10 protein-coding genes are annotated in these 12,785 nt (G+C 63.1%); 2 read left to right on the top strand and 8 right to left on the bottom strand.

Translation table 11 applies throughout. From position 1 onward, the window contains the following. Positions 1 to 6: 6 nt before the first annotated feature. The 6 genes from IB267_RS15305 to IB267_RS15280 form a co-directional block, all read right to left on the bottom strand. Positions 7 to 969 (bottom strand): ATP-binding cassette domain-containing protein, encoded by a 963-nt coding sequence (locus tag IB267_RS15305; protein WP_192448380.1) that lies wholly within the window; start codon positions 967 to 969, stop codon positions 7 to 9. Continuing rightward, on the bottom strand, positions 966 to 1,877 hold the full coding sequence (locus IB267_RS15300) for an ABC transporter ATP-binding protein (RefSeq protein WP_192448379.1): 912 nt from the start codon (positions 1,875 to 1,877) through the stop codon (positions 966 to 968). Before IB267_RS15300 ends, IB267_RS15305 begins: the two co-directional genes overlap by 4 nt. Further along, positions 1,874 to 2,695: an ABC transporter permease gene (locus IB267_RS15295; protein ID WP_043620630.1), complete on the bottom strand. Its 822-nt coding sequence runs from the start codon at positions 2,693 to 2,695 to the stop codon at positions 1,874 to 1,876. Before IB267_RS15295 ends, IB267_RS15300 begins: the two co-directional genes overlap by 4 nt. A gap of 5 nt (positions 2,696 to 2,700) precedes the next feature. After that, complete coding sequence (locus IB267_RS15290; RefSeq protein WP_192448378.1) at positions 2,701 to 3,636, bottom strand: ABC transporter permease; 936 nt, start codon at positions 3,634 to 3,636, stop codon at positions 2,701 to 2,703. Between the two features lie 81 nt (positions 3,637 to 3,717). Next, on the bottom strand, positions 3,718 to 5,310 hold the full coding sequence (locus IB267_RS15285) for an ABC transporter substrate-binding protein (protein WP_192448377.1): 1,593 nt from the start codon (positions 5,308 to 5,310) through the stop codon (positions 3,718 to 3,720). A 55-nt stretch (positions 5,311 to 5,365) separates the two neighbouring features. Next, positions 5,366 to 6,991 carry an amidohydrolase gene (locus IB267_RS15280; RefSeq protein ID WP_192448376.1) on the bottom strand — a complete coding sequence of 542 codons (1,626 nt, stop codon included), beginning with the start codon at positions 6,989 to 6,991 and terminating at the stop codon, positions 5,366 to 5,368. 204 nt (positions 6,992 to 7,195) lie between these two features. Between IB267_RS15280 and IB267_RS15275 the strand changes: the two genes are divergently transcribed. Further along, a complete protein-coding gene (locus tag IB267_RS15275; RefSeq protein ID WP_192448375.1) occupies positions 7,196 to 8,137 on the top strand; it encodes a LysR family transcriptional regulator in 942 nt (313 codons plus the stop codon). A gap of 53 nt (positions 8,138 to 8,190) precedes the next feature. Here the strand turns inward: IB267_RS15275 and IB267_RS15270 are convergent, their stop codons facing one another. Continuing rightward, positions 8,191 to 10,641: an FAD-dependent oxidoreductase gene (locus tag IB267_RS15270; RefSeq protein WP_192448374.1), complete on the bottom strand. Its 2,451-nt coding sequence runs from the start codon at positions 10,639 to 10,641 to the stop codon at positions 8,191 to 8,193. Positions 10,642 to 10,726: 85 nt separating this feature from the next. Then, positions 10,727 to 11,512 (bottom strand): DeoR/GlpR family DNA-binding transcription regulator, encoded by a 786-nt coding sequence (locus IB267_RS15265; RefSeq protein ID WP_192448373.1) that lies wholly within the window; start codon positions 11,510 to 11,512, stop codon positions 10,727 to 10,729. Positions 11,513 to 11,726: 214 nt separating this feature from the next. On the opposite strand from IB267_RS15265, the gene IB267_RS15260 reads away from it, so the two are divergent. Continuing rightward, positions 11,727 to 12,764, top strand: a complete 1,038-nt coding sequence (locus tag IB267_RS15260) for a GlxA family transcriptional regulator (RefSeq protein ID WP_192448372.1) — start codon at positions 11,727 to 11,729, stop codon at positions 12,762 to 12,764. Positions 12,765 to 12,785: the final 21 nt, after the last annotated feature.

Below are 12,785 nucleotides of genomic sequence, written 5' to 3'. Positions count from 1 at the left end.
CATCGGTTAGGCCACAGCCATCCGAACCCGATGGTTTCTGCCGATCTCGATCAGCTCGGACCGCACGGGGGCAGTAAAGACATCCGGCGCGGTGCTGCCATCGGAAACGAAGCTGCGGCCGGAAAGGTGCGGCACGGCGACGTCGCTCGCCTGCCCCGCCGCCGGCTTCAACGCCGCATCCGGATCGGGGATGGCGGCAATCAGCCGGCGCGTGTAGGGATGAGTGGGTGCTTCGAAAATCTCGCGCCAGCCGCCCTCTTCCACGACTTCGCCGAAATACATCACCAACACCCGGTCGCTCATATGCTCCACCACGCTCAGATCGTGGCTGATCATCAGATAGGACAGGCCGAGCTTTTCCTGAAGGTCGAGCAGGAGATTGATGATCTGCGCACGGATCGACACATCGAGGGCAGAGACCGGTTCATCGAGCACGACGATTTCAGGCTCGAGGATCAGCGCGCGGGCAATGCCGATGCGCTGACGCTGGCCGCCGGAGAACTCGTGCGGATAGCGCCCGGCCTGTTCGGGCGTCAGGCCGACATTCTTCAGCATCGCCTCGATGCGGCCCTCGATTTCCGAGGCGGCGGTAACACCGTGCAGGCGCAGCGGTGCAGCGAGCGAAGTGCGCACGGACTGGCGCGGGTTGAGCGAGGCATAGGGGTCCTGGAACACCATCTGCACCGCCTTCGCCCGGTCCATCCGGTGCGGCGCGCCGGGCCCCGCCAGCGGCTGACCACGATAGCGGATCACGCCCTCGGTCGGTTCCTGCAGGCCGAGGATGGAGAGCGCCGTCGTCGACTTGCCGCAACCGGACTCGCCGACGATCGACAGGCATTCGCCCTTGGCGAGCTCGAAGCTGATGCCGTTGACGGCGTGGAGCGTACGTCGTCCTTTGCCGAGCAGGCCGCCGCCGGAAATCGGGAAACGGACGTGGAGATCGTCCACCTCTAACAGCGGAGCGGTCATGGCTGGCTCCCCTCCAGTTCACGGGGCATGATGAAGCGGCTTTCCGTCAGCTTCGAGCGGTCGGCGATGATGCTGTCGATATCGACGAGCCGCTGCCGCCCATGCTCGCTGCGGCTGCCAAGGCGCGGCAGAGCGCCGAGCAGGCCGCGGGTGTATTCGTGCTTCGGGCTTTCAAAGAGCGCCCGCGTCTCGTTCTCCTCGACGAGGCAACCCGAATACATCACCCCGACGCGCTGGCAGATGCTGGCGATGACGCCGAGGTCGTGGCTGATGAAGAGAACGGCCGTGCCGCGTGCCGCACAGAGTTCCTTGATCAGCCGCAGCACCTCGGCCTGCACGGTCACGTCGAGGGCCGTCGTCGGCTCGTCGGCGATCAACAGGTCCGGACTGCAGGCAAGCGCCATCGCGATCATCACCCGCTGGCGCAGTCCGCCGGACATCTGGTGCGGGTAGTTCCTGGCACGCCGATCAGGATTGGGCACGCGCACGTTCCCGAGCGCCTCGACCGCGAGCTTTTCGGCTTCCGCCCAGCTTTTTCCCTGATGCAGCACGAACATCTCCGCGATCTGTCGTCCGACCGTCGAAAGCGGGTTCAGCGCCGTCATCGGCTCCTGGAAGATCATGGCGATACGGTTGCCGCGCAGCCGCCGCATCTCACGCTTCGGCAGTGCCAGCAGGTTCTGCCCCTTGAACAGTATCTCGCCGCCGGTGACGGCGAGCGGCCGTTTCAAAAGGCCCATGACGGCAAGCGATGTCACCGATTTTCCGGAGCCGGATTCGCCGACGAGACCATAGGCTTCGCCGGGCATGATCTGGAAGGAGACGCCCTTGAGCAGCGGATGGTGGCTGGAACGGCTTAGCGAAACGCCAAGCTGGAGGTCCTTGATGTCGAGAAGGGGCGCGGTCATGGCTTGCGCGTCCTCATATGCGGATCGAGGCTGTCGCGCAGTCCGTCGCCGAGAAGGTTGAAGCCGAGCACCGAAAGAAAGATGGCAAGGCCGGGAAAGAGCGCCGCCCAGGGGGCGAGCTGGATGAGTTGGCGGGCATCGGTCAACATCGAGCCCCAGCTCGGGAACGGCGGCTGGATGCCGAGCCCGAGGAACGAGAGTGCAGCTTCTGACAGCACCGCCGAGCCCATGCCGAGCGTCGCCATGACGAGGATCGGCCCCATCATGTTCGGCAGGATTTGCGTGAACATGATGCGCAGGTCGCCATAGCCCAGCGTCTGGGCCGCCTGCACGTAGCCCTGCGATTTCAGCGACAGCGTCGAAGACCGGGCGATGCGGCAGGTCCAGCTCCAGTTGGTGAGGCCGAGCGCGATCAAAAGCGACGGCAGCCCGGGGCCGAGCACCGCCATCACGGCAAGCGCGAAGATCAGCGAGGGGATCGCGAGCATGACGTTGGTCAGGCCGTTGACCAGGTCGTCCCACCAGCCGCCCCAATAGCCTGCGGTCATACCGAGCGTGACGCCGATGATCGAGTTGATCACCTGCGACACGATGCCGACGGTCAGCGAGATCTGCGCGCCGTAGAGAATGCGGGTATAGACATCGCGTCCCTGCGCGTCCGTGCCGAACCAGAAGGTGGCGTCCGGTGGCAGTTCGGAATTCATCAGGTCCGCATCGAGCACCGGGTCGAAGGGTGCGATCCAATGGGCAAGGAGACCGGCGAAGATAACCAGCGCCGTCAGCGTCGCACCGAGCCAGAAGTTGAAGCCGAGGCGCATGGGCGTCACTCCTGCTTGATGCGCGGATCGATCGCGGCATAGACCAGATCGACGGCGGTATTGATGATCAGGAACCACAGCACGATGACGAGGATCGTGCCCTGCACCACGGGAATGTCGCGGATCGCCACACTGTCGACCAGGAGCGAACCGATGCCGGGCCAGGCGAACAGCTTTTCGATGACGACGGCCTGGCCGATCAGCGAGCCGAACTGCAGGCCGACCGTGGTGACGATCAGCACCAGCGCATTGCGGGCCACATGCCAGCGCACGACCTTCGCCTCGCTCATGCCTTTGGAATGGGCGGTGCGGATGAAATCGGCGTTCAACACGTCGAGCACGCCGGCCCGCGTGGTACGCGCAAGCAGCGCCAGCGGTGTAACGCCGAGGGTCACGGCCGGCAGGATGAGGTTTTGCAAAGAGCCGTCGCCATAGCCGAAACTGGGCAGCCAGTTCAGTTGCAGCGCGAAGAGGTACATCATCAAAAGGCCGAGCCAGAATTGCGGCATGGAGAGGCCCGAAACCGCGCCGATCATCGTCACGGTATCGAGGATCGAACCGGGCCGGAGTGCGGCAAGAAAGCCGAGCGGCACGCCGACGACGATGGCAAAGACCATGGCGGCAACGGCCAGCTGAAGCGAGGCGCCCATGCGGTCACCGATGAGGTCGATGATCGGCTGGCGCGTGCGGAAACTGGTGCCGAGATCGAACTGGGCGAGATCCGTGACATAGGTCACGAAGCGCTCCATCAGCGGCTTGTTCAGACCGAACTCCTCGTTGAGGCGAGCGATCATTTGCGGATCGGCGGCGCGCTTGCCGTCAGCAAAGAGGCTGGCCGCGAAGGTACCGGGGACGACGGAGAAGATAACGAAGATCAGCAGCGCCACCACGACGATCGTCGGGACGACCTGCAGAATGCGGCGCAGGGTAAAACGAAGCATGAGCGGTTCCATTTTGGCCACCCGACTGGGTGGGACAACTGATGTGTGGGGCGGCCGAAGCCGCCCCGAACCTCTCAAGGGCTATTTGCGTGCGTCCGGAGCCGTGTCGTCGATCCAGATCTCGTCATAGGGCTGAACCGCCAGTTCCGTCGCGTTCGGGACAAGGCCGTGGATCCAGGGCTGGTAGGCCATGACGGCCTTGTTGTAGTTGAAGAACCAGACCGGCGCATCGTCCTGCACGATGTTGTTGGCCTGGCGAAGCAGATCGCCCTGCTTGGCCGGGTCGCGTTCCTGCTGGGCCGCCTCATAGAGCTTGTCGAAATCCGGGCTCGAATAGCTCGCGTAGTTGCAGGCCGACTGCGCCGTCTTGGAATAGAAGCAACGCAGCGCATTGAGCGGGTCGGGACCGGACAGGTTCGACCAGATGAAGGCCTGAAAGTTGTTCGACGTCACGGCATCGCCAAGCGCCGAGCTTTCGACCGGTTTCGGCTTCACGGTGATGCCGACCTTCTTCAGCATCGGCAGGATGGCTTCGACGATCGGCACGCCCCAGCTTTCGTTCGGGCTCGCCGTCACTTCGAATTCGAAGCCATCGGCATAGCCTGCTTCTGCAAGGAGAGCCTTGGCCTTCTCAGGATCGAAGGCGTAGGGCGCCTTGTCCTTGTCGAAGGCCGGCGAAGACAGCGGCAGCCAGCCGGAAGCCGGGTAGGCCTTGTTCTTGACGAGCCGTTCGATGATCAGTGGTGCGTTGATCGCATGGTTGATCGCCTGGCGGACCCGCTTGTCCTTGAAGGGTTCGAAGGCCGGGTTGAAGCCGATGTTGCGCGTATAGACCTCGGCGACTTCGAGCAAGTGGTCCTTGAGCGCGTCCTCACCCTGATAGGCCTGGTACTGGGTAGGCCCGAGGATGGAGACATCGATTTCCTTGTTGCGGAATGCGACGTCGCGCGCGGCGTCCTCGGCCATCAGCACGATGTTGATGCGGTCGAGATAGGGTTTGCCCTCCTCGTAGTACTTGTCGAACTTTTCGACGACGACCTGCGAACCCGGCACGTGTTCCTTGAAGACGAAGGCACCGAGGCCGACGGGGGTCTTGGCGAAGCTCGATTCATCCTCGACATTCGACGGATAGATCACCGTCGTGTTCTGCATCAGCGGGAAGCCGGGGTTGATCGGTCCGGTATAGGTGATCTCCAGCGTGTGGTCGTCGATCTTCTTGAGACCGGAAATCTCCTCGGCCTTGCCGGCGATGAACTCATCCGCACCCTTGATGACGGCAATATAGCTGGCGCCCGGGAAGGCGTTCTTCGGGTTGGCGATGCGCTTGTAGCTGTAGATGATATCGTCGGCCGTCAGCGGCTTGCCGTTGTGGAAGACGGCATTGTCGCGCAGGCGATAGGTGTGCACCGTACCGTCCTCGGACACCTCTTCCGAGCTTGCGAGTTCCAGCACCGGCTTGTTCTGGATTGAATCCCAGCTGTAGAGGGCGCGGTGGATCGCCTGGGTGATGAATTCTTCCTGCGTGTTCGGGCTTGCCTGAACATCAAGCGTGGCGAAGCTCGAGCCATAGGGTGCGGTAAAGACGAGCGTTCCGCCTTGGCGTTCACCGGCGGCCAGCGCTCCGCTTGCCACTCCGAGGCCGAGCATTGCGGCCAATGTCAATCTTTTCAGCATGCTGTTTTCCCTCTCGTGCCGTTTTCGGCTTTGTGTTGGTCAGTCCGGCAGGCCGTCAGCGCGCGTCATGCACGACGCGGCCTGCAAGCAGGGTCATCAGGCAGCGTGTGCCTGAGAGGATGGTGTCCGCCGGTGCTTCCAGCAGGTCGTTGTCGAAGACGGCAATGTCGGCCCATTGGCCCGGCACCAGTTTGCCCTTCACGCCCTCGGCCTTCTGCGAATAGGCGCCATACTCCGTGTAGGCCTGCAACGCTTCCTCGCGGCTCAGCTTCTCCGTCTCCACCATCACGGTGCCCTTGCCGGTCTTGCGCGTGATCATGGCGTGAAGGTTCGGGAAGGGGTCGGGGGAGCAGACCGGCGAGTCCGAGCCTGTCGAGGGCTTGAGGCCCATGCGCATCCAGGTGCCGATCTGGTAGGACGCCTTGCCGCGCTCATCGCCCAGCACCGAGATGTAGCTGTCGCCGAAGTCGTGGATGAAGGCCATCTGCGGCGCCGGCAGAATGCCGGCCGCCTTCATGCGCCGATCCTGCTCGGGGCTCGAGAAGCCACAATGCTCGATGCGATGACGCCGATCCGGATCGGGATTGGCGGCCAGCGCCTTTTCATAGGCGGTGACCAGCTGCTCGATCGCACCGTCGCCGATCGCGTGGCAGGCCATCTGATAGCCGCGGTCGTGGCAGGATTTGACGATCGCCTCGACGTCGGCATCCGGCAGCATCTGCACTCCGAGATTGTCGGGCTCGCCGAGATAGGGCTTCGTCATCCAGGCGGTGCGCCCGCCGGCCGAGCCGTCGAGGAAGATCTTCACGGCACCGACGCGCAACAGGTCGTCACCCGCGCCGGAAATAAGCCCCGCCCGCCAGGAATCCTCGACGATCGAGACGCCGGGATCGCCCAGCAGCGTCAACCACACGCGCACCGGCAAGCGGCCGGAAAGCTTGGCCATCTCATAGGCCTGGATTTCGGCAAAGCCGGCGAGTTGGCCGACCGCCGCATCCATGCAGCTCGTAATGCCGAGCGACAGAAGATAGCGCCCTGCCCGCTCGATGCCGTCGATCAATTCCTCCGTCGTTACCTCGGGAATGGCCGTCTTGATGAGGTTCTGCGCGTTTTCCGCCAGGAACCCGTTGAGGCGCCCGTCCGTGGTGCCGATCACTCCGCCGTCGGGCACCGGCGTCGCCTCGGTGACACCGGCCAGGCTCAGCGCCAGCGAATTCGCGATGGCCACATGGCCGCAGGCGCGCGTCAAAAGCACGGGATGATCCGGCGCGGCGCGGTCGAGCTCCTCGCGGGTCGGATGCCGGCCGACATCGAGCTTGACCTGATCATAGCCCCGCGCCCGCACCCAGGCGCCTTTCGGCGTGGCGGCGGCGCGTTCAGCGAGCTTTTCCATAAGGGCGGCAAGTGTCGGCGCGGCGGCAGGCGTCGCATCGACCCAGCCCATGGTGATGCCGGTGGAAATCAGGTGCAGGTGATTGTCGATGAGACCGGGGCTGGCAAAACGGCCTTCGAGATCGATCACCTCGGTATGCGGCCCCTTGAGGCTCGCCATCTCGGCATCGCTACCGGTCGCCAGAACCTTGCCCTGCCAGATGGCAACGGCCTCGCTGGTCCCCTCCTCCCTGCCCCGCCAGATACGGCCGTTGTGCAGAATAAGATCAGCGTGAAGCTGGAAGGCCATTAACAATCCCCCTTTTGTTATCAGCTTGATTTCGTGAGCCTCCTCGCTGCCTCGAAATCAGAACTGTTTGCCTTGGGCGCAACGTGGAAGGTTTGTCGGGGTTTGGCTAATTCGCTTTTAGCAAAGGCTGATGCAATATCGGCATAGCGATTTCTTTCCAAGGACTTATGATCCCCTCAGCTGCAACGCAGGGGAGATCTGGGCATGGAGATCAAGTGGCTGGAGGACTTCGTGACACTTGCCGACACATCGAGTTTTTCGCGCGCTGCCGAGTTGCGCAACGTGACTCAGCCTGCCTTCAGCCGTCGCATCAAACAGCTGGAGCGCTGGCTCGGCGCAACGCTGATCAACCGCGCCACCATGCCGGCGGAACTGACGTCGGCAGGTCGCAATTTCCTGCCCATAGCACAGGAGGCAATCCGAACCTTCTATGCAGCACGCGAGTCGCTGCGCCCGTCGCACGAAGAAGGCCTCATCCGCTTTGCCGCGCTCCATACGCTGACGGTAACGATCTTCCCGGGCTGGCTCAAACTGCTGGAAAATGCAGGTGGCGCCTTCAGCACCTCGCTGATGCCCGACCGCGGCGGCATCGAGGCCAATCTTGACGCCCTGATCGGCGACGAGGCGGATTTCTTCCTGACCTATGCGCATTCGGAGGTGCCGTTCCATCTCGACCGCGCACAATTCTCGTCGTTGACGATCGCCCATGACCGGCTGATCCCGCTCGCCGCGGCAAAGGTCTCCACCCCCGATGGCACGCTACCGGGACTGCACATCCTCGATCGGGCCGTGGCGCAGCCGCGGCTCTCCATTCCCTATCTGAGCTACGGGTTCAATTCCTTCTTCGGTGTCGCCCTTTCGCGTCTCATGCTGCGGCGCCCGCCCTTTCGGCGTCGCACCACGCATGAAAACACGATCAGCGCAGGGCTGATGAACATGGCGATGACGGGTGCCGGCGTTTGCTGGCTGCCCGAAAGCCTCGCCCGTGACGCGATCGATGCGGGGGCTCTCGTACCCGCTTCCGCGGATCGGGGCTGGAATCTCGACCTCGAAATTCGCCTCTACCGTCACGCCGCAACGCGCAGCCGGAGGGTCGAAGATCTTTGGCAGACGGCAAAGCTCCTGCTGGAACGCGAGCCCGCCTAGACAGGCTCGCGGAAAGATCAACGCGCGCAATTCGCCGTGTCACAGACGGTGGTCTAAATCTTGACCTTCAGCGCACGCGGATCGTAGGCCGGCGCCACATGCGCCGTCGCGGCATAACGAACGCCGGCAAGATCGATCTCGAAGCGCTCCCCCTCGAGGAAGGTTTTGTCCACGCCTTCGGGGTTTTCGAGCAGTCCGAGTGCGACCGAACGCCCGAGCGTGTGACCGTAGGCGGCAGAGCGGACCTCGCCGACCGGTTTTCCCGCACGCAGGATCAGTTCGCCGCCCCAAAGCATCGGCAAGGGATCGTCGAGCGTAAACTGCACGATGCGACGCGACGGCGTGCCCTTCGTCTTTGCAGCCACGAGCGCATCGCGGCCGACGAAGCCGTCGGGTTTTCCCAGAGCAACAGCAAAGGCAAGACCGGCCTCGTAGGGGTTGATGTCGGGTGTCAGTTCCCGGCTCCAGGCGCGATAACCCTTCTCCAGCCGCAACGCCTCAAGCGCATAGTAGCCGCAATCCATGAGGCCGAACGCGCGACCGACCTCGTGCAGCGCCTCGTAAACACCAACCGCGAATTCTGTCGGCACGATCAGTTCCCAGCCGAGTTCGCCGACATAGGTCATGCGGTTGGCAAAAGCCGTGGCGTAGCCGATATCGATCTCGCGAATGGTCGCGAAGGGAAAGCCCTCGTTCGAGATATCGGCCGAGGTGAGCTTCGCGAGAATTTCGCGCGACTTCGGCCCCATCAGCGCCAGGACTGCATAGGACGACGTCACGTCGGTCAAAGTCACGTGGGCGTCCGCGGCAAGGTTCTTGCGGATCCAGTCCGCATCATGCACCGCTTGGGCCGAACCTGTGACCAGCAAGAAGCGATCGGCGGCAAGTCGCATGACGGTCAGGTCGCTCTCGTAGCCGCCCCGGGCGTTCAAGAGGCCGGTATAGACGGAACGGCCGATCTCGCCGTCGATGTCGGCAGCGCAGATGCGATTGAGCGCCGCTGCCGCATCCCGCCCCTGGACAAGCAGCTTGGCGAAGGAGGTCTGGTCGAAAATGCCGGCAGCGTCGCGCGTCGCCTTCATCTCGCGCCTGACCGCTTCATGCCAGTTCTGCCGACCGAAGGAATGCTCGGTCACCGGGCGCTCGCCTTGCGCGGCAAACCAGTTGGCCCGTTCCCATCCCATTTTCGAGCCGAAGCACGCGCCCTTGGCGGCAAGGCGATCGTAGAGAGGCGAGCGGCGGAAGGGGCGCGCCGTATCGAGCTCCCGATTTGGCCAGGGCATCGCATAGTGCAGACCGAGCGTTTCCTTGACGCGATCGTGCAGCCAACGCGGATTGTTGTTGAAGCCGGCGAAGCGACGGATATCGACCGGCCAAAGATCCATGGTCGGCGCGCGGTTGACGATCCACTCAGCAAGCGCCCGTCCGGCCCCGCCGGCGCTGGCAATGCCCATGGAGTTGAAGCCTGCGCCGACAAAAAAGTTCTTCAGTTCCGGCGCCTCGCCGAGAATGAAGTTGTTGTCCGCAGTAAAACTCTCCGGGCCATTGTAGAACTTCTTCACTTCTGACGTCGCAAGCTGCGGCACACGCTGTAGCGCATTGTGCATCAGGATTTCGAACTGGTCCCAATCGTCAGGCAGAAGCGCAAACTCGAAATCATCGGGAATGCCGGCCATGCCCCAGGGCTTGGCTTCCGGCTCGAAGCCGCCCATGATGAGCCCGCCGACTTCCTCCTTGAAATAGATGTAGCCGTCGGGATCGCGCATGACCGGCAGATCCGGATGCACGCCCTCGATGCGGCCGGTGACGATGTACATATGCTCGGCCGAGTGCAGCGGCACGGTGACGCCACACATCTGGCCGACCTTGCGCGCCCATTGTCCGGCACAGTTGACGACGATCTCCGCGGCAATGGCGCCCCGATCGGTTTCGACGCCGGTGACGGCGCCGTTCTTGGTCGAAATGCCGGTGACCCGGACGCGTTCGATCACCCGCGCACCACGATTGCGTGCGCCCTTGGCGAGCGACTGGGTGAGATCGGTCGGATTGGCCTTGCCGTCGCCCGGCAGCCAGACGGCGCCGACGAGATCGTCGATCGCCATGACCGGCCAGAGATCCTGCGCCTCCTTCGGCGAGATCACCTCGATCGCCACACCTTGTGCACGGGCCGAGGCGGCCGTGCGTTTCAACACGGTCATGCGGTCTTGCGTGCGGGCAACCGAGAGCGAGCCACAATTCTTCCAGCCGGTGGCAAGTCCGGTTTCGGACTCCAGCTCGCTATAGAGCTTGGTCGAGTATTTGATCAGACCCGTCATGTTGGCGTGGCTGCGCAGCTGACCGACGAGACCGGCCGCATGCCAGGTCGTGCCACCGCTCAGCTGCCCCTGCTCCAGCAAAACGACGTCGTTCCAGCCAAGCTTGGTCAAGTGATAGGCGACCGAGCAGCCGATGATACCGCCACCGACGATGACGACCTGCGCATGCGTTGGAAATTCCTGTGCCATGAAACGACCTCCCGAACCCATGGAAGGCCGCACGGTAACAAAATGCGGGTAAAGAACAAGACATAAAGTTACAAAATATTACATTTCATAATTCTGCGACGACCAAGGCTGGACCTTTGCGCTCAAGCGCCTCGCGGATTGCCTCCGGCGGATGCCGGTCGACAATCACCCCGGCCGCCGCTTCGAACCGGGGAATACGCAACGGCGTCAGCCGCCCGAACTTGGAACTGTCGAGGACGAAATAGGCCTTGGCCGCCGTTGCCACCATGCGCGAGCGCTGCTCGGCGCCGCTGCGGGTAAAGTCGGTCACCTCGCCATCCGGCGACAGGCCGCCGCCGCCCAAGAACGCGACGTCGACACGGAAATGGCTGATGGCCTCGAGCGCATCGATACCGATGGCCGCTTCTTCATCCGGATCTATTTCGCCGCCGAGCATATGGACGCGCACCTGGGGCTGCCGGCACATCAACAGGGCAATCGATAGAGAAGTCGTACAAATCGTTAGGTTTTTTCGCCCAGCCAGAGCATGGGCCACAGCAAGCGTCGTCGTGCCGGAATCAAGGAAGATCACCATGCCGTCGCGCACGAGACCTGCCGCCGCGCGGCCGATCAGCGCTTTTGGTCCGGCATTCTCCTCCCGCCGCTCGACAAAGGCTGCCTCGGTTGGCTCGAACAGGGTGGCGCCGCCATGGACGAGATCGAGCTGGCCGCGATCGGCAAGAAGCTTCAGGTCGCGCCTGATGGTCTGACGCGAAACATCGAAGAAGTCCGCAAGCTCGCTAATACCAACGGTACCGTCGACTGCAAGACGTCTGAGGATCTCGCCGTGACGGCGAGGAGCAAGAGCGCGAGCGTTTTGTTGTTCTGACATGTGACTATCTGTGTTCATTTTTGTCCATTTGACAAGCTGCGGTGCCTGTCCACGCCGCGACGCACGCGCAAAACCACTTCACCTCCCCGGATTCAAGCGAATTTCATTGGATCCTCGCTCAAACGGGGATTGGCAACGATGCGAAATGTTGCATAATGTAACTATTATTCCCCAGTCGTACCACGTTGACGCCTTTCGTGATCAGGAAGAGACAATGCAACAGGCATGTGCGCAGGCTCGCCACTTCACCTTCTACCTCCTCGATGGGTTCGCCCTGCATGGCTTTTCGGCAGCGATCGAAGCGCTGCGTCTTGCCAATGACGTTGTCGGCCGCCCGATATACGGCTGGCACCTGGTAACGGCAGATGGTGAACCCGCCATCTCATCCTGCGGCACAGGCATCCCGGCAGCGGGGCCGCTCTCGGCCGAACGCACCCGGTTTGGCCGCGGTACCGACACAGGCTTCGTCGTCGTCTGCGGCGGCCGCACGAAGCCGCCGGCCGACAGGGCCCTTGAGGCCTGGCTGCGATCAGGCGCGCGCAGCAATGCGTGCCTCGCCGGGTTTGGCGGCGGCGTCTACTGCCTGGCGCGTGCGGGGCTGCTTGATGAGCGTCGCTGCGCCGTCCACTGGGAACACTTTCCCGATTTCTCCGAACGGTTTTTCGTCGCAGACGCGCACCAGACCGCATTCGAAATCGACGGCGGGATCTACACCTGCGCCGGCGGCAACGCGCCCTTCGACATGTTCCTGCACATCATCGAAGCGGACCTTGGTCGGGACGTGGCCACCCGTATCTGCGAGGCAGCGCTCTGTGAGCGGCTGCGCGAGACCGGCGAGCGCCAGCGCCTGCCGCTGCAGGCGCGCCTCGGCATCGACAATCCGCTATTGATCCGTGTCATCGAAAAGATGGAGGCAAATCTTGCCGAGCCGTTGAAGCTCGCCGACATGTCACCATCGACCGGATTGTCCCGGCGCCAGATCGAGCGCCTGTTTCGAAGGGAAATGGGCCGCACGCCGGCGCGCTACTATCTTGACCTGCGGCTGGAGCGCGCCCACCTGCTGCTGCTCACCTCCTCCCTTCAGGTCATCGAGATCGCAGTCGCCTGCGGCTTTTCCACCGCCTCGCACTTTTCCCGAACCTACCGCGAACGCTACGGCCTTACGCCGCAGCGTTCACGTCTCAACGAGATGGAGCGCCTGCGCACCGGAAGCGGCCGCAAGGCTGTGATGGCGGAGCTCCGGGTGGCTTAGGGAGGGGCGCAGAAAAAGCGC

It is taken from the genome of Ensifer sp. ENS09 (assembly GCF_014852425.1).
In the GTDB taxonomy this organism is placed as follows: domain Bacteria; phylum Pseudomonadota; class Alphaproteobacteria; order Rhizobiales; family Rhizobiaceae; genus Ensifer.
The sequence above is the reverse complement of the archived record's forward strand: the minus strand, read 5'-3'. Positions and strand labels throughout refer to the sequence as shown.